Genomic DNA, 16881 nt, shown 5'->3' on the forward strand with positions numbered 1-16881 from the left:
GCAAGCCGTGCGTCTTCCGCCTGATCATGCCTCCCGCTAGCCTTGTGGGCATCATCCTCTGCCGGAGATCGGATCATGTCGCCACTCAACCCCCTCCCGACCCCTGCCGCTCGCCGCCTCGGCCTGCTGGCGCTCGGCCTCGCCACCCTGCTGCCCATGCTGGGGGGGAGCCTGGCCAACATGGTGCTGCCTGCCCTGGGGCAGGCCTTTGCTGTGCCCTTTGCCAGTCTGCAGTGGGTGCTGGTGGCCTATCTGCTGGGGATCACCTGCCTGACTGTGGTGGCCGGCCGGCTGGGGGACAGGTTCGGTCGGCGTCGCCTGCTGCTCCTGGGGCTGGGGCTCTTTGCGCTGGCCTCATTGCTGTGCGCCCTGGCGCCGACCATAGGCTGGCTGATCGCGGCCCGTGCCCTGCAGGGGATCGCTGCGGCCTGCATGCTCTCCCTGGCACTGGCCATGGTGGGCCAGCTGGTGCCGCCGGCGCGGCGGGGCTGGGGCATGGGACTGCTCGGTACCCTGTCGGCCTGTGGCACGGCGCTCGGCCCCTCCTTTGGCGGCCTGCTGACGGCCGGCTTTGGCTGGCAGGCCCCCTTCCTGCTGCTGGTGCCCCTCAGCCTGCTGGCACTGGGCTGTGCCCGGCTCGGTCTGCCCCGGGATGGCGGCTCGCCACATGAAGAGGGGGTGAACCTCGTTAGCCTGTCACTGCTGGTGGCGGCCCTGCTCTGCTACGGCCTGGCGCTGACCCTGGGGGGCGCCCTGGCCCTCTGGTGGGGGGCGGGGGCCCTGCTGGTCACGGCCTCGTTCGTTCGCCGCGAGCGCAACGCCCCTGTGCCCCTGCTGCCGTTGGCGTTGCTGGGGGCCCCTGGGCTGCGCAACGGCCTTGTCGCCAGCGCCCTGGTGGCCAGCGTCATGGTGCTGACCCTGCTCATAGGTCCCTTCTACCTGAGGGGGGTCTTCGGCCTCAGTCTCGGGACTGTCGGCCTGATGATATCGGGCGGGCCCCTGCTGGCGGCCCTGACGGGCATGCCCGCCGGCTGGCTGGTGGACAGGCTGGGGGCACGGCAGGTGGTCCGGCTGGGGCTGGCAGTCATGGGGGCTGCGGCCCTCGTCCTGGCCGGGGTGGCGGGGCAGTTCGGCCCGCTCGGCTATCTGCTGCCCATACTGCTGTTGACCGCAGGTTATGCCCTGTTCCAGACCGCCAACAACAGTGCCGTGGTGGGTGAGGCGAGTGAGCAGACCCGGGGCGCCGTGGCCGGTCTGCTGACCCTGTCGCGCAATCTGGGTCAGCTGACCGGGGTGGCCGGGCTCGGCGGCCTGTTCGCCGCCCTGGTGGGGGAGCAGGGCCTGACCCTGGCCAGCGAGCTGGTGTTCGGCACCCGGGCCCTCTTCGCCCTGAGCGCCCTGTTGATTGGCCTGGCGCTCTGGCTGGTGGGTCCTCGCCGGGAGGGGGTGCCGGTTAGGGCCTGAGCGGGACGCATAAAAAACGCCTCCGCGAAGGGAGGCGTTTTTTCATCGGGAGGGGCGCGCTTACAGAATATAGCGGCTCAGATCCTCGTCCTCGATCAGGGCACCCAGGTGGGCGTTGACGTAGTCGGTGTCGATGACGAAGGTCTCGCCGGACTTCTCGGAGGCGTCATAGGAGATGTCTTCCATCAGCCGCTCCATCACCGTGTGCAGACGGCGGGCACCTATGTTCTCGGTGCGCTCGTTGACCTGCCAGGCCGCCTCGGCCAGACGGCGGATGCCGTCCTGGGTGAACTCGATCTTGACCCCTTCGGTGGCCATCAGCGCCTGGTACTGATCGGTCAGGGAGGCGTTCGGCTCGGTCAGGATCCGCTCGAAGTCATGGGTGGTGAGGGCGGTCAGCTCGACCCGGATCGGCAGGCGACCCTGCAGCTCGGGGATGAGGTCAGACGGACGGGCCACCTGGAAGGCGCCGGAGGCGACGAACAGGATGTGGTCTGTCTTGACCATGCCGTGCTTGGTGTTGACGGTGCAACCCTCGACCAGGGGCAGCAGATCGCGCTGCACCCCTTCGCGGGAGACATCGGGGCCCGAGCTCTCGCCGCGCTTGCAGATCTTGTCGATCTCGTCGAGGAAGACGATGCCGTTGTTCTCGACCGCGGCAATGGCCTTCTGCTTCAGCTCTTCCGGGTTGACCAGGCGGGCCGCCTCCTCTTCGATCAGCGCCTTCATGGCCTCCTTGACCTTGATCTTGCGCTTCTTCTTCTGCTGCTGGCCCAGGTTCTGGAACAGCCCCTGCAGCTGGTTGGCCATCTCTTCCATGCCCGGCGGGGTCATGATGTCGACGCCCATGGGAGTGGCGGCGAGATCCAGCTCGATCTCCTTGTCATCCAGCTGACCTTCCCGCAGTTTCTTGCGGAAGATCTGGCGGGTGTTGGAGTTGTCGGCCTTCTCCTCCTCGCCCCAGCTGTTGCGCGGGTTCGGCAGCAGGGCGTCGAGGATGCGCTCCTCGGCGGCTTCCTCGGCGCGGTATTTCATCTTCTCCATCTCGGTCTCGCGCACCAGCTTGATGGCGACATCGGTGAGATCGCGGATGATGCTGTCCACTTCCTTGCCCACATAGCCCACTTCGGTGAACTTGGTCGCTTCCACCTTGATGAAGGGGGCGTTGGCGAGCTTGGCCAGACGACGGGCGATCTCGGTCTTGCCGACCCCGGTCGGGCCTATCATCAGGATGTTTTTCGGGGTCACTTCATGGCGCATCTCTTCGCTGAGCTGCATCCGGCGCCAGCGGTTGCGCAGGGCCACGGCCACCGCGCGCTTGGCATCGGCCTGACCGATGATGTGACGGTCCAGCTCGTGGACGATTTCTCTCGGGGTCATCTCGGACATGATGGAGTTCCTGTATCCGGGGCGGGCAGGGCCCACCCCTTGGAGAATGAGTTGGCTGACGGGCGCCCTTACTTGGCGCTGTAGTCCAGCACTTCGATGGTGTGGTTGCCGTTGGTGAAGACGCAGATGTCGCCCGCAATCTTGAGGGACTTCTCGACTATGGTCCTGGCATCCAGATCGGTGTTTTCCAGCAGGGCGATGGCGGCGGACTGGGCGAAGTTGCCGCCCGAGCCGATGGCGATCAGATCATGCTCCGGCTGCACCACGTCACCGTTGCCGGTGATGATGAAGGACTTGTGCTCGTCGGCCACGGCCAGCAGGGCCTCGAGGCGGCGCAGGGCGCGATCGGTGCGCCAGTCCTTGGCCAGCGCCACGGCGGCGCGCTCCAGGTTGCCCTGATGGGCCTGCAGTTTGGCTTCGAAGCGCTCGAGCAGGGTGAAGGCGTCGGCGGTGCCGCCGGCGAAACCTGCCAGCACCTTGCCGTTGTAGAGACGATGAACCTTGCGGGCGTTGCCCTTCATGACGGTGTTGCCGAGGGAGACCTGGCCATCACCGCCGATCACGACCTGGCCGTTGCGGCGGACGGAAACTATGGTAGTCACTTTACTTACCTCGCTTGAGCCGAATGACGGCCGGACTGTGCATGGCAAGAAAGATGGGGATGGCAAACCGGCTTTTCAAGCCTGCCTGTTGTCGGGAAAAAGGGGGAGGCCGTGTCGGCGAGGGAGAGGGGAGTCGAAAGGAGAAGGGCCGGGGTTGTCCCCCGGCCCTTCCTGATTGGCTGTGTGGCTAGCCTTTCTTGGGGATGCAGCCGCTGATGCCTGAGCCTTGCAGCTTGCGGTTGGCCGCATCGACCGCCGCCTTGCCGCTGAAGGGGCCCACCATCACCTTGTAGACGGTGCCATTGGCGCCATTGACCACCTGCAGGCTGGAGGAGAGGCCGGCACCGAAGGCGATGCGCGCCTTGAGCGACTCTGCAGAATCCTGCGAGCGCAGGGCGGCGCACTGCATCATGTAACGACCGCCGTCGGCTGCCGCCGTCTGGGTCGCCGCCTTGGCCCTCGCGGCCTCGGCGCGCTCCCGCTCCAGTTCGGCACGGATCTCCCGCTCCATCCGCTCACGCTCGGCCTTCTGGTTGATCACCTGCTCTTGTGCGCTGGCGACCGGGGCGCCGGTGGCCGGCTTGGTCGGTTGCACCGGCTGCGGCTGGAAGGGTTTCACCTGGCCGAGAGGGGTCCCGGGCTGGGGGATCTCGGTCGGTACCGGCTGCGGCAGCTTCTCGGGTTGCAGGGTGAGAGTCTCGGCAGGCGGTGGCGGCAGCACGCCCGGCTGGGGCGGCGGCTCTATGATGTCCACCTGCTTGTTCTCCAGCCGCTCGATGTAGCTCCACTTCTCCTGGGGCAGGGTATGACCCTGTGCCTTGGGTTTGTTGGCCTTCACCTGTTCTTCGATGGTGGGGGCATCCGCCCCCTTGCCGTTGATCAGGTAGAGGAAGGCGCCAAAGCCGACGACCAGGGCCCCGGCCAGCAGTGCCGGGATAACAGGAAAGCGGCGAGGCGCCGCTTTCTTGATGTTACGACCACCGGCCCGTCGTCTCGGGCTGTTGCCGACGTAATCCCGGGTCGCCATCTATTACATGCGCTCCAGGGTGTGGATGCCCAGCACGCCCAGGCCCAGCTTGAGCACCTTGGCGGTGGCGGCACACAGCAGCAGGCGGCTGTTGCGGGTCGTTTCGTCCACGCCGTCCTTGTTGATCGGGCAGGCTTCGTAGAAGGTCATGAAGTTGCCGGACAACTCGTACAGATAGGTGCACAGCAGGTGCGGCATGCCCTTGTCCGCCACGCCGTTGACCGCGTCGGAGAACTGGATCAGCTTCTGGGCCAGCACCTCTTCGGCCTCTTCGTTCAGGGTCACGTGGCCGGTCAGGGCCTCGGCATCGATGTTCGCCTTGCGGAAGATGGACTGGATACGGGTGTAGGCGTACTGCAGGTAAGGGGCAGTGTTGCCTTCGAAGGAGAGCATCATGTCCCAGTCGAAGATGTAGTCTGTGGTGCGGTTCTTGGAGAGATCCGCATACTTGACCGCGCCCATGGCGATGGCATGCACCACCTTGGCCTTCTCTTCGGCGGAGAGATCGCTGTTGCGGCTCTCCAGCAGGGCACTCGCGCGCTCTTCGGCTTCATTGAGCAGATCGACCAGCTTGACGGTGCCGCCGGAGCGAGTCTTGTAGGGACGACCGTCCTTGCCCAGCATCATGCCGAAGGCGTGGTGCTCGAGGGGGACGGACTCCGGCACATAGCCCGCCTTGCGGGTGATGGTCCAGGCCTGCATCAGGTGCTGGTGCTGACGGGAGTCGATGAAGTACATGACACGGTCGGCGCCCAGGCTCTCGTAGCGGTACTTGGCACAGGCGATGTCGGTGGTGGTGTAGAGGAAGCCGCCATCGCTCTTCTGGATGATGACGCCCATGGGCTCGCCATCCTTGTTCTTGAACTCGTCCAGGAAGACCACGGTCGCCCCTTCGCTCTCGACCGCCAGGCCGCGGGCCTTCAGGTCGGCCACTATCTGGGGCAGCATGTCGTTGTACATGGACTCGCCCATGATGTCCTTGTTGGACAGGGAGATGTTCAGGCGGTCGTAGTTGCGCTGGTTCTGCTCCATGGTCATGTCGACCAGCTTCTTCCACATGGTGCGGCAGTACTCATCGCCACCCTGCAGCTTGACCACGTAGTTGCGGGCGCGCTCGGCGAAGGCTTCGTCCTCGTCGTAGTGACGCTTGGCCTGGGTGTAGAAGGCTTCCAGGTCCTTGAGCTCCATGTCGGAGGCGTGCTCGTTGGCCATCTTCTCCAGATAGGCGATCAGCATGCCGAACTGGGTGCCCCAGTCGCCGATGTGGTTGGCACGCACCACCTTGTGGCCGAGGAACTCCAGGGCGCGGGCCGCGACGTCACCGAGGACGGTGGAGCGGATGTGGTGCACCGCCATCTCCTTGGCCACGTTCGGCGCCGAGTAGTCCACCACCACGGTTTGCGGGGCCGGCAGCTTCACGTTGGCGTTGGCGGAGGTCACCATGGCTTCCACCTGACCGGCCAGCCAGCTCGGGTCGAAGAAGAAGTTGATGAAGCCGGGACCGGCGATCTCGACCTTGGCGATCAGATCGGAGGCGGGCAGGTGCTCTATGATGGCAGCGGCCAGCTCACGGGGGTTCTTGCGGGCCGGTTTGGCCAGCAGCATGGCCAGGTTGGTGGCCAGGTCGCCGTGAGCCTTCTCCTTGCATCGGTCTACTTGCACCCGGGCTTCCAGGTCGGCCGGCAGGACGCCCGCGGACTTGAGATTGGCTACCGTTTGTTCAAGTAGATGATGAATATGCTCTTTCATAACTGACCACCGAGGTTGCGCGTCGAAAAATGACTGACTGGATAAGGGCGTGAATTTTACCCGCATCGGGCCGAGAAAACTATAGGAATGGCCCGACCCCCTTGGGGTGGCGGATATTTCACTGCGTTTTTCACCACATTGCAGAATATTGATTTGTATAAGTGGTGGTTATCCATTTCTACTGCATATCGAAGCGGCTTGTCCAGGCTATTTTCCCCTGATTGTTAAGGGGTTATTTATTCCAATTTGGTCTGAATGATCCCGTGTCGTCCGGCGGTCGTATCCTTAGAGGAAGTCGCTAGAGGACGATTCCCATGACACTGGTGCTGTTTCCACTCTCCGCCCACCTGCTGCCCGGCGGCATCATGCCGCTGCGCATCTTCGAGCCCAGGTATCAGCGCATGATAGCCGAGGTGCAGGAGCGGGAGTTTGCGCTCTGTATGCTGGACCCCCGCCAGCCCGATGCCCTGCGCAACATGTATCCCATCGCCACCCGGGTGCGGATCATCGATTTCGATCTGCTGCCGGACGGTCTGCTCGGCATCACGGTGCTCGGGGTGGAGCGGGTCAGGATAGTCGATCTGTGGCAGGAGCCGGACGGCCTGCGGGTCGGCGAGGTGGAGCCGCTGCCCCCCTGGCAGAGCGGCCGGCTCAAGGCCGACCAGCACTCCCTGGCCAAGGCGCTGCAGGATGTGTTCAACGACTATCCGGAGTACGCGGCCCTCTACCCCGAGCCCGACTGGGATGACGCCAGCTGGGTAGCCCAGCGCTGGCTGGAGGTGCTGCCCATCCCGGTGGAGCAGAAGCAGTGGCTGGTCGCGGCCAAGGACAACCAGCCCGCCCTCTCCCTGTTGAGCGGCCTGCTGGTCGCGAGCCACTGAATTCCCGTCCCCGGTGATCCTTTTGCCCCGCCCGTCGTAATGGTGATGACAGCAACACTCAAGGGATGGCGCAATGGCATATACTGGCCAACCACAATCGGCTCCACGCAGGACATCGCCCCCCATGGACAACCCAGATGGCGATCTGACGTCTCTTCTCATCCGGGTGGCCGAGCATGGCGACAAGGTCGCCTTCGCCACCCTGTTCCACCACTTCGCGCCGCGTATCCGCAGCTATGGGATGCGCCACCTCGGCAGCGAGGCCAACGCCCTCGAGCTGGTGCAGGAGACCATGTTGCTGGTGTGGCAGAAGGCGCGCCTCTATCACCCCGAGAAGGGGGCGCCGACCACCTGGATCTACACCGTCATGCGCAACCAGAGTTTCGACATGCTGCGGCGCCGTCGCGCCAGCAAGGAGGATCTCTGCGCCGAGGAGCTGTGGCCCCTGCTGGAGTTCAGGGCGGAGGAGGAGCACCTGAGCGGCGGGGAGGACGCCGTGCTGACTCGCCAGATGGCAGACTACCTCGCCACCCTGCCGGAGCCGCAACAGCAGGTGGTGCGCGGCATCTATCTGCAGGAGTTTTCCCAGCAGGAGCTGGCCGACAGGCTAGGTGTGCCGCTCGGGACCATCAAGTCCCGCCTCCGGCTGGCATTACAGAAACTGAAAGAGCAAGTGGAGCAAGGCCATGATTAAGACCCATCCGACTGAACTCATGTTGCGGGCCTTCGCCGCAGACGAGTTGCCCCTGCCGCTGGCCGTCGGTGTCTCTGCCCATTGCGAGCTCTGCCCCGAGTGTGCCGCCCGGGTACAGACCCTTGAGGCCGAGCTGGCGAACCAGCTGCTGGCGCCGGCCGCACCGGACCAGGGGTTGCCGGCCGGGCTCGACGCCATGCTGGCGGAGATACTGCAACAGCCCGTGGCGACGGCGGCCGAGCTAATGCCGCGCGCGCAGCCGGCGCCCGAGTTGCGGGTCGCGGGCCAATCCTACCGGCTGCCACGGGTGCTGGCCCGCCACCATGCGCCCAAGTGGCGCCATGTGGGCGCCATTCGCCAGCACAGCCTGCCGCTGGACGAGATGGGGGCCCGCGCCAGCCTGCTCCATATCGAGGCCGGTGGTCGCATCCCCGAGCATACCCACAAGGGCTATGAGCTGACCCTGCTGCTGGCGGGCAACATGCAGGAGGGGGACACCTGCTATCAGGCGGGGGACTTCATCTGGCGCGACGCCAGCCACGCCCACAGCCCGCACACCCCGGACGGCTGCCTCTGCTACACGGTGCAGGACGCCCCCGTCCACTTCACCAAGGGGCTGTCGCGGCTGCTCAACGGCATCAGCCACCGCCTCTACTGAGGTGGGCAGCAATAGAAAAAGGGACCGAAAGGTCCCTTTTTCATGGTGTCGCGGCTGAATCAGGCCACAAATACCAGGTAGACGGCGAAGGCCACCACGAAGCGGTAGATGGCGAAGGGGATGAAGTCGAGACGACGGATCAGCGCCAGGAAGGTCTTGATGGCGATCATGGCGACCACGAAGGCGGTGACGAAGCCCACCGCAAACATGGGGAGGTCGGCCATGGAGAGGAAGTCGCGGCTCTTGTAGAGGTCCAGTCCGCTGGCCGCCATCATCATGGGCACCGCCATGATGAAGGAGAACTCGGCCGCCGCATGGCGGCTGATGCCCATCAGCATGCCGCCGCTGATGGTGGCGCCGGAGCGGGAGAAGCCGGGCCAGAGCGCCAGGCACTGGAACAGCCCTATGCCGAACGCCTGCTTGTAGCTGATGTCGTCCAGGGTCTCGGCGGTGACGGCGGGGCGGCACTTCTCGGCGATGATCAGCAGTATGCCGCCGGCCACCAGGGCATACATCACGGTTTCAGGGCCAAACAGATGGGCCTTGATCCAGCTGTGGATGGCCAGCCCGATGAGCACGGCGGGCAGCATGCCGAGGACGATGTGCACCAGGGAGAGGGTGGCATGCCCAGGTGCCGGTTTCTGACCAAAATGGATGCCGATGAGGCCGAACAGGCGGCGCCAGAACATGACGACCACCGCCAGGATGGAGCCCAGCTGGATCACCACCTCGAAGGTGGCGGCCTTGGGGCCTTCGAAACCGAGCAGGTGGCCGACGATGATCATGTGGCCGGTGGAGGAAACGGGCAGAAACTCGGTCAGGCCTTCCACTATGCCCAGCACGAAGGCCACAAACAGGGCGTAGGATTCGGTCATGGTACAGATCTCTTGGTTGATGGGTCCGGATAAAATCAGCCCCGATCAGGGTCGGGGCGGCCAATGATGGCGGAAAATCACGCGGGCAACCAGAGAATATTGGGGACTCCTGTGCGGTTTCCGGCCCTTGTCCGGCGGTCGGCCCCTTCCGCATGGTGCAGGGCCAGGGCGCTGCGGCTTGAGTGGATCTGTCCCGGGCGTCGTTGCCGCCCCGTCACCTTCTGACATGGCCGCCACGGCCAGTCAGCGGCCCGTGGCGGGGCCAATTCGTCATGCCAGCACCGCCAGGATCTGCTGCTGCAGCGCCTCGTCCAGTGGCGGCAGGGCCAGGGCCTCGACCGCGCTCACTATCTGCTGCGGGCTGCTGGCGCCGATCAGGGCGCAGCTCACCACGGGCTCGCGCAGCACCCACTGCAATGCCAGCTGTGACAGGGGTTGGCCCCTCTGCTGCGCCAGGGCGTGGAGGGCGCGAATGCGGGCCAGCTTGTCCGCGGTGATCTGGTCGGGCTTGAGGAAGGGGCTGGCGCTGGCGGCGCGGGAGTCCGCCGGGATCCCTTCCAGATAGCGATCGCTGAGCAGGCCCCCCGCCAGGGGCGAGAAGGCGACCACCCCCATCCCCTGTTCGCGGCAGACCGGCAGCGTCTCGGCCTCGATGTCGCGCTGGAACAGGGAGTATTTGAGCTGGTTGACCAGGCAGGGGGTGCCGAGTTCGGCCAGCCGGGTCGCCGCCCTGGCGGCCAGCTCGGCCGGGTAGTTGGAGAGGCCGACATAGAGCGCCTTGCCCTGGCGCACCATGAGTGCCAGCGCCTGACAGGTCTCCTCCAGCGGGGTGCGGGGATCCGGCCTGTGGTGGTAGAAGATGTCCACATAGTCGAGCCCGAGCCGGCGCAGGCTCTGGTGCAGGCTGGCAAACAGGTATTTGGCGCTGCCGCCATCGCCGTAGGGACCGTCCCACATCACATAACCCGCCTTGCTGGCGATGATGAGCTCGTCTCTGTAGGGGGCCAGACTGCGTTTGAGCACGCCGCCGAAGGTGGTCTCGGCGGAGCCTGGCGGCGGCCCGTAGTTGTTGGCGAGATCGAAGTGGGTGATCCCGAGATCGAAGGCCTGATGCACCATGGCCTTCACCCTGGCGGGATCGCTCCCGGCGCCGAAGTTGTGCCAGAGGCCGAGGCCTATGCCGGGCAGGCGCAGGCCGTGGCGACCGGCGGGGCGGTAGGGCTGGCGCTGGTAACGATCCGGCGCGGCGAGGTAGTGATCATCCATGGTCATCAAGACTCCTGAGTTGGCTCGGTGGACTGTCGTTAGCAAGAGGAGGCGAAGAGCCCCCCTCCTCTTCTTAAGGGGATAAGTGTCATCGCGCCTCCCCCTTTTCGAAGGGGGAGGTCGGGAGGGTCTTAGCCTGCGGGGATCAGACGGTAACGGGTCTGATGGTGATACAGCCGGCCTGGCAGCAGCCAGGGATCCCCCAGCTCGGGCCGGTTCGGGCTGTCCGGCAGCTGCTGCGCCTCCAGGCAGAAACCGTCGTAATCCCGGTATGGCCGACCGCTGCGGTCCGGCGTGCTGGCCAGCCAGTTGCCGGTGTAGAACTGCAGGGAGGGCTGATTGGTGTGGACCTCCATCACCAACTGCCCATCTCCCGAGACCACCCGTGCCGCCCACGGCTGTGCGGGGCCGTTCAGCACAAAGGCGTGGTCAAAGCCCTTGGCCTGCAGCTGCTGGGGATGGCTCAGCCAATCCTGCCCGATGAGGCGCTCATTGCGCAGATCGAAGGGGCCCTCCACCGGCGTGATGGCGAGCGGCAAACCGCTCTGGTCGGTGGGCAGGAAGCGATCGGCATTGATGCTGATGGCGTGATTGCGAATATCGGAGCGCCCATCGCTGCCGCCCTGGTGGCCATCGAGATTGAAGTAGGCGTGGCTGGTGAGGCTGACCGGGGTCGGTGCGTCCGTGCTGGCCCTGAAGTCGACCACCAGATCCTGTTGCTCCAGCCGGTACTCCAGGTTCACCCGCAGGTTGCCGGGGAAGCCCTGATCTCCCGCCCTTGAGAGCAGCGCCAGCCTGACCCTGTCCATCTCCTGCTCCTTGATCTGCCAGGGCTGGCGATGGAATCCGTCGCGCCCGCCGTGCAGGCAGTGGGGGGCCTGATTGGCGTCGAGAGACCAGCGTTCGTCCCCTCGCACCAGCTCGGCGCCGCCGATGCGGTTGGCAAAGCGACCCGCTACCGCCCCCAGCCACACCTGCTGGGCGGCATAAGCCTCGTCGGCGCAGCCCAGCAGCACTTCACGGTGCTGGCCAGCTACCGGCAGGCTGAGGGAGGTGAGGGTGGCGCCAAATTCGAGGCCGCGCAGGCGCAGCCCCTCCTCGTTTTCCAGTTCGAATGTCTTCATGGTTTGCCCGTTTCGATGATCGGTGAGCTGTCACTCATGTGCTTCCCGTTAGAGCCTGCCGGCCCCGGCGCTGGCGCGGCAGACGTAGCAGTCCGCCTTGAGGCCAAACCTGGCCGGATACTCGGCCTCGACCACGGCGATCACCTCGTCCACCTGCGCCGGGCGCAGCAGGGCCACCACGCAGCCGCCAAAGCCGCCCCCTGTCATGCGCACGCCGCCCTGGGTGCCGATCTGGGCCTTGATGATCTCCACCAGGCCGTCGATAGGGGGCACGGTGATCTCGAAGTCGTCCCGCATGGCGGCGTGAGACTGCCCCATCAGTTCGCCGAGGCGTACCAGATCGCCGCTCGCCAGGGCGTCGGCGGCGGCCAGGGTGCGGGCGTTTTCCCCCACCACGTGGCGGGCACGACGGTAGCAGGCCTCGTCCAGTCCGGCCTTGCCCGCTTCCAGCGCGGCCAGATCCAGGTCGCGCAGCGCCTTGACCCCGTAGTGACGGGCGGCGGTCTCGCACTGCTGGCGGCGGGTGTTGTATTCGCTGTCCACCAGGCCGCGGCGCACGTTGGAGTTGATGATGAGCACCGCCAGATCAGTGGGCATGGGGATGAGGCGGGTCTCCAGGGAGCGGCAGTCCAGCAGCAGAGCGTGGTCCGCCTCGCCGCTCGCCGAGATCATCTGGTCCATGATGCCGCAGTTGCAGCCGACAAACTGGTTCTCCGCCTGCTGGCCGTTGAGGGCGATGTCGGCCTGGCTGATGGAAAGCCCCAGGGCTTCCTTGAAGGCCTGGCCTATGGCCACCTCCAGGGAGGCGGACGACGACAGGCCGGTGCCCTGGGGCACGTTGCCCGAGACCACCAGGTTGAGGCCGCGCAGGGCATGGCCACGGGCCTGCAGATGCTTGACCACGCCGCGGATGTAGTCGCTCCAGCGCTGGTCCGGGTGATGGGTGATGGGCTTGTCCAGGCTGAACAGATCCCGCTGGTTGCCGTAGTCGGCGGCGATCACGTGCACCAGGTTGTCGCTGCGCAGGCCGATGGCGACGCAGGTCTCGTAGTCGATGGCACAGGGCAGCACGAAGCCGTCGTTGTAGTCGGTGTGCTCGCCGATGAGGTTGACGCGACCGGGGGCGCGCACCAGCAGGTCGGGTTGTTGCTCAAACTGCTCGGCAAACACGGCGCTGACGCGTTGGCTGGGGGTCATGGGGTCACCTCATTGGCTTTGTAATGAACGGGGGAGAGGGAACGCAGGCGCTCGGCGGCTTGCTCCGGCGTCAGAACACATGGACTGGGTTTCATCGTATTTCCCCATCGGCCTGGTTGTAGTGAATGGGGGAGAGGGCGCGCAGTCGTTCTGCCGCCTGTTCCGGCGTGAGATCGCGCTGGGTTTCGGCCAGCATCTCGAAGCCCACCATGAACTTGCGCACCGTAGCGGAGCGCAGCAGGGGCGGGTAGAAGTGGGCGTGCAACTGCCAGGCCTCGGGGCAATCGGAGCGCGGCGGCGCGAAGTGCCAGCCCATGGAGTAGGGGAAGCTGCACTCGAACAGGTTGTCGTAGCGGCTGGTGAGCTCCTTGAGCGCCACCGCCAGATCTTCTTGCTGCTCCTGGGTGAGATCCAGCATTGAGGGCACATGGGCCTTGGGCAGCAGCAGGGTTTCGAACGGCCAAGCCGCCCAGAAGGGCACCACGGCCAGCCAGTGTGCCGTCTCCACCACGATGCGGGATCTGTCTTGCAGCTCGCGCTCCACATAGTCCAGCAGCAGCGGGCGGCCGTGCTCGGCCAGCCAGTCGCGCTGGTGCTGCTCTTCGCGGGCTATCTCGTTGGGCAGAAAGTCGCAGCCCCACAGCTGGCCATGGGGGTGGGGGTTGGAGCAGCCCATGACGGCGCCCTTGTTTTCAAAGACCTGCACCCATTCCCACTGGCTCGACAGCTCGGCCACCTGGCTCATCCAGGTGCGGATCACCGCCTCTATGGCGGGCAGGGGCAGCTCGGGCAGTGTCTTGCCGTGATCCGGCGAGAAGCAGATGACCCGGCTGGTGCCGCGGGCGGCCTCCAGCTTGAGCAGGGGATCCTGCTCGCCGTCGGCGGCCGGGGTGTCCTGCATCAGGGCGGCGAAGTCGTTGGTGAAGACGAAGGTGTCCCGATAGTCGGGGTTCTGGTCGCCAGTGACGCGCTTGTTGCCGGCGCAGAGGAAGCAGTCCGGATCGTGGGACTGGCTCGGTGCCTGGCTTATTTTTTCGACCTGACCCTGCCAGGGGCGCTTGGCCCTGTGGGGGGAGACCAGCACATACTGGCCGGTCAGCGGGTTGAAACGGCGGTGGGGGTGATCAACAGGGTTGAACATCATCACTCCAATCAATGAGTTGAGAAAATCGTAACGGGCAGGCCGGCAGGCCTACTCCTCGTAACCGTTCGGGTTGGCGAGCTGCCAGCGCCAGCTGTCTGCGCACATGGCCGCGAGATCCCGGCTGGCGTGCCAGCCCAGCTCGCGCTCGGCCTTGGCGGGGTCCGCCCAGCATTCGGCGATGTCGCCCGGGCGCCTCGGTTCGATGCGACAGGGCAGGGGGCGGCCGCATGCCGCCTCGAACGCCGCCACCATCTGCAGCACGCTCTGGCCCTGGCCGGTGCCCAGGTTGTAAGGGTGGACGCCGCCTCGCCCCGCGCAGTGGTGCAGCGCCTTGACGTGCCCCTCGGCGAGATCCATCACATGGATATAGTCGCGCACCCCTGTGCCGTCCACGGTGTTGTAATCGTTTCCAAAGACCGAGAGGCAGTCACGACGACCTATGGCCACCTGAGTGATGTAGGGCATGAGATTGTTGGGCATGCCCTGGGGATCCTCCCCCAGGGTGCCGGACTCGTGGGCGCCGACCGGGTTGAAGTAGCGCAGCAGCGTCATGCTCCAGTGGGGTTCGGCGGTTTGCAGATCTTCGAGGATCTCCTCGATGATCAACTTGGATCGGCCATAGGGATTGGTGGCGCTGCGGGGGAAGTCTTCCCGGATGGGGGTGCTGGCCGGGTCGCCGTAGACGGTGGCCGAGGAGCTGAACACCAGGTTGTGAACCCCGGCCCGCTTCATCGCCTGCAGCAGCACCAGGGTGCCGCTCAGGTTGTTCTCATAATATTCGAGGGGGATACGGGTCGATTCGCCGACCGCTTTCAGGGCGGCGAAGTGGATCACGGCGTCTATCTGCTGCTCGGCGAAGATGCTGTCCAGCAGGGCGGGATCACGAATGTCTCCCTGATAGAAGCGGGGCATCTGCCCGCTGATGGCGGCAACCCGTGTCAGCACGGCGGCCTTGCTGTTGCAGAGGTTGTCCACCACCACGGGCTCCATGCCTGCCGCCTGCAAGGCCAGGCAGGTGTGGCTGCCGATATAGCCGCAACCGCCGGTCACCAGTACTCTCATCCTCTTCTCCACCGTTCGTGCCTCACGCAAGGAAAGCCTGAGCAGGAGTCTAGCCGAGGGGCTGGCGGACAAACTGTGAACTGGTTAACAAAATTGTGGAAACGATTACACCTGTTTGTGTGGTTATAAATGCATCGACATGGCTTTTCCCCCTGTTATCAGTGACATTGCCCGGTATAATGGCGCCATATCGAACCGTGAAATAAGTGAAAACAGCATGAGCACCATCAAGGATGTCGCCCGTTTGGCCAACGTATCGGTGGCAACGGTTTCACGGGTGATGAACAACTCACCCAAGGCCAGTGCCGCCTCCCGCGAGGTGGTGCAGAAGGCCATGGCCGAGCTGGGCTACACCCCCAACGCCAACGCCCGGGCCCTGGTCAGCCAGACCTGCGATACCATGGGTGTGGTGGTCGGTGACGTGGCGGATCCCTTCTTCGGTGCCCTGGTCAAGGGGGTCGCCGCAGTGGCGGTGGAGCAGGGGTTGCACCTGCTGATGGGTAATGGTTTTCACCGCGCCCAGCAGGAGCGGGAAGCGATCGAGCTGCTGATCGGCAAGCGCTGCGAGGCGCTGGTGGTGCACAGCAAGGCGCTCAGCGACGAGGAGCTCATCGACTACGCCCTGCGGGCCCCCGGCATGGTGCTGATCAACCGCGACATCCCGAGCCTGAGGGGGCGCTGCATCGCCCTCAACAACCGGCAGGGGGCCGCCACCGCGACCCGCCATCTGCTGGAGCTGGGGCACCGCCACATCGCCTTTCTCAGTTCGGATCACGCCATCGAGGATGCCCTGCTGCGCCATCAGGGTTATCAGGATGCCCTGGCCGAGGCGGGCCTGAGCGCCGATCCCGAGTTGGTGGAGAGCGGCATGCCCAATGAGGAAGGGGGGGAGCGCGCCATGCTCAACCTGCTGGCCAAGGGGCTGCCCATCACGGCCGTGGTGGCCTACAACGACGCCATGGCGGCAGGGGCCATCTCCGTACTGGCAGACAACGGCCTCAAGGTGCCGGAAGAGGTCTCGGTGGTGGGCTTCGATGACATCATCTATGCCAGATATCTGAGGCCCAAGCTCTCTACCATGCGTTATCCCATCGAACTCATGGCCGCCCAGGCCGCCAAGCTGGCGTTGCAACTCGCCGCCGGGGAGAGCGAGACGGTGCAGAGCCGGATCTACACCCCGACCCTGATCAATCGCCACTCGGTCGCGCCCGTCAGGCTCTGATCGCTTCATCTCCCGCCGCCGTCATGGCGGTGGGGTGAAGGCGGTGGAGGCACGTCTACCGGCTCAGGCCTCTGCTAAGCGCCCCATTCTCTAATTAACAGCCCGTCGGACTCTGCGCGTTGCGTCTCCTGTCGCCGTCATGGCGGTGGGGTGAAGGCTGCAGAGGCACATCTACAAACTCAGGCCTCTGCTAAGCGCCCCAGTCTCTAATTAACAGCCGTCGGGCTCTGCGCGCCGCCCCCCCCCCCTGCCGCCGTCATGGCGCTGGAGCCGGGCGCAGAGGCGTCTTTGCGCTGTCATGTCTTTGTTCAACAGCCGCTTGATGGTGCCCGCCACTCTCTGCTCAATCGCCACTCGGTCGCGCCCGTTGGGCTCTGCGCGCCGCGCCGCCTGACGCCGTCATGGCGGTGGGGTGGGACGCAGAGGCGCCGCTGCAAGCCGCGGCTCTGATGATGGGCCCTGAAACGCCTCGTTCGAAGCCGAATCCTCTCTTTTCCCCCGCTTCCCCGGTCCGGATCGCCCGGTTT

General features: G+C 65.4%; 15 protein-coding genes. 5 read left to right on the plus strand and 10 right to left on the minus strand.

Going from position 1 to position 16881, the window contains the following annotated elements; all coding sequences use genetic code 11:
• Window positions 1-75: 75 nt before the first annotated feature.
• Window positions 76-1464 carry an MFS transporter gene (locus tag ACWPWQ_RS04940; protein WP_454009148.1) on the plus strand — a complete coding sequence of 463 codons (1389 nt, stop codon included), beginning with the start codon at window positions 76-78 and terminating at the stop codon, window positions 1462-1464.
• Window positions 1465-1524: 60 nt separating this feature from the next.
• Here the strand turns inward: ACWPWQ_RS04940 and hslU are convergent, their stop codons facing one another.
• The 4 genes from hslU to argS form a co-directional block, all read right to left on the minus strand.
• Window positions 1525-2853, minus strand: coding sequence for an HslU--HslV peptidase ATPase subunit (hslU, locus tag ACWPWQ_RS04945; RefSeq protein WP_005328414.1), 1329 nt, complete (start codon window positions 2851-2853; stop codon window positions 1525-1527).
• Window positions 2854-2921: 68 nt separating this feature from the next.
• Window positions 2922-3455, minus strand: coding sequence for an ATP-dependent protease subunit HslV (gene hslV, locus ACWPWQ_RS04950; protein ID WP_025328697.1), 534 nt, complete (start codon window positions 3453-3455; stop codon window positions 2922-2924).
• Between the two features lie 187 nt (window positions 3456-3642).
• Window positions 3643-4482, minus strand: coding sequence for an SPOR domain-containing protein (locus ACWPWQ_RS04955; RefSeq protein WP_139437992.1), 840 nt, complete (start codon window positions 4480-4482; stop codon window positions 3643-3645).
• Between the two features lie 3 nt (window positions 4483-4485).
• Window positions 4486-6231 carry an arginine--tRNA ligase gene (gene argS, locus ACWPWQ_RS04960; protein WP_454009149.1) on the minus strand — a complete coding sequence of 582 codons (1746 nt, stop codon included), beginning with the start codon at window positions 6229-6231 and terminating at the stop codon, window positions 4486-4488.
• A 314-nt stretch (window positions 6232-6545) separates the two neighbouring features.
• On the opposite strand from argS, the gene ACWPWQ_RS04965 reads away from it, so the two are divergent.
• The 3 genes from ACWPWQ_RS04965 (at window position 6546) to ACWPWQ_RS04975 (ending at window position 8464) form a co-directional block, all read left to right on the plus strand.
• The gene (locus ACWPWQ_RS04965) at window positions 6546-7112 is read left to right on the plus strand and encodes an LON peptidase substrate-binding domain-containing protein (protein ID WP_202047633.1); all 567 of its coding nucleotides are present in this window, start codon (window positions 6546-6548) and stop codon (window positions 7110-7112) included.
• A gap of 124 nt (window positions 7113-7236) precedes the next feature.
• Window positions 7237-7806 (plus strand): sigma-70 family RNA polymerase sigma factor, encoded by a 570-nt coding sequence (locus ACWPWQ_RS04970; protein WP_025328693.1) that lies wholly within the window; start codon window positions 7237-7239, stop codon window positions 7804-7806.
• On the plus strand, window positions 7799-8464 hold the full coding sequence (locus tag ACWPWQ_RS04975; RefSeq protein ID WP_139437985.1) for a ChrR family anti-sigma-E factor: 666 nt from the start codon (window positions 7799-7801) through the stop codon (window positions 8462-8464). Before ACWPWQ_RS04970 ends, ACWPWQ_RS04975 begins: the two co-directional genes overlap by 8 nt.
• A gap of 59 nt (window positions 8465-8523) precedes the next feature.
• Here ACWPWQ_RS04975 and bacA read toward each other — a convergent pair whose 3' ends face one another.
• The 6 genes from bacA to galE form a co-directional block, all read right to left on the minus strand.
• Entirely contained in the window at window positions 8524-9339 is an 816-nt protein-coding gene (gene bacA / locus ACWPWQ_RS04980; RefSeq protein ID WP_454009150.1) for an undecaprenyl-diphosphate phosphatase, read from the minus strand.
• Window positions 9340-9609: 270 nt separating this feature from the next.
• Entirely contained in the window at window positions 9610-10605 is a 996-nt protein-coding gene (locus ACWPWQ_RS04985; protein WP_454009181.1) for an aldo/keto reductase, read from the minus strand.
• Between the two features lie 131 nt (window positions 10606-10736).
• Window positions 10737-11729: a galactose-1-epimerase gene (locus ACWPWQ_RS04990; protein ID WP_454009151.1), complete on the minus strand. Its 993-nt coding sequence runs from the start codon at window positions 11727-11729 to the stop codon at window positions 10737-10739.
• Between the two features lie 48 nt (window positions 11730-11777).
• Window positions 11778-12926: a galactokinase gene (galK, locus tag ACWPWQ_RS04995; protein WP_454009152.1), complete on the minus strand. Its 1149-nt coding sequence runs from the start codon at window positions 12924-12926 to the stop codon at window positions 11778-11780.
• Window positions 12927-13017: 91 nt separating this feature from the next.
• The gene (locus ACWPWQ_RS05000; RefSeq protein WP_454009153.1) at window positions 13018-14067 is read right to left on the minus strand and encodes a UDP-glucose--hexose-1-phosphate uridylyltransferase; all 1050 of its coding nucleotides are present in this window, start codon (window positions 14065-14067) and stop codon (window positions 13018-13020) included.
• Between the two features lie 51 nt (window positions 14068-14118).
• Window positions 14119-15132 carry a UDP-glucose 4-epimerase GalE gene (gene galE / locus ACWPWQ_RS05005; RefSeq protein ID WP_454009154.1) on the minus strand — a complete coding sequence of 338 codons (1014 nt, stop codon included), beginning with the start codon at window positions 15130-15132 and terminating at the stop codon, window positions 14119-14121.
• Between the two features lie 217 nt (window positions 15133-15349).
• On the opposite strand from galE, the gene ACWPWQ_RS05010 reads away from it, so the two are divergent.
• Window positions 15350-16354, plus strand: a complete 1005-nt coding sequence (locus ACWPWQ_RS05010; protein ID WP_106885518.1) for a substrate-binding domain-containing protein — start codon at window positions 15350-15352, stop codon at window positions 16352-16354.
• The last annotated feature ends 527 nt before the right edge of the window (window positions 16355-16881 follow it).

The sequence above is a fragment of the Aeromonas sp. Marseille-Q7275 genome (assembly GCF_965119515.1).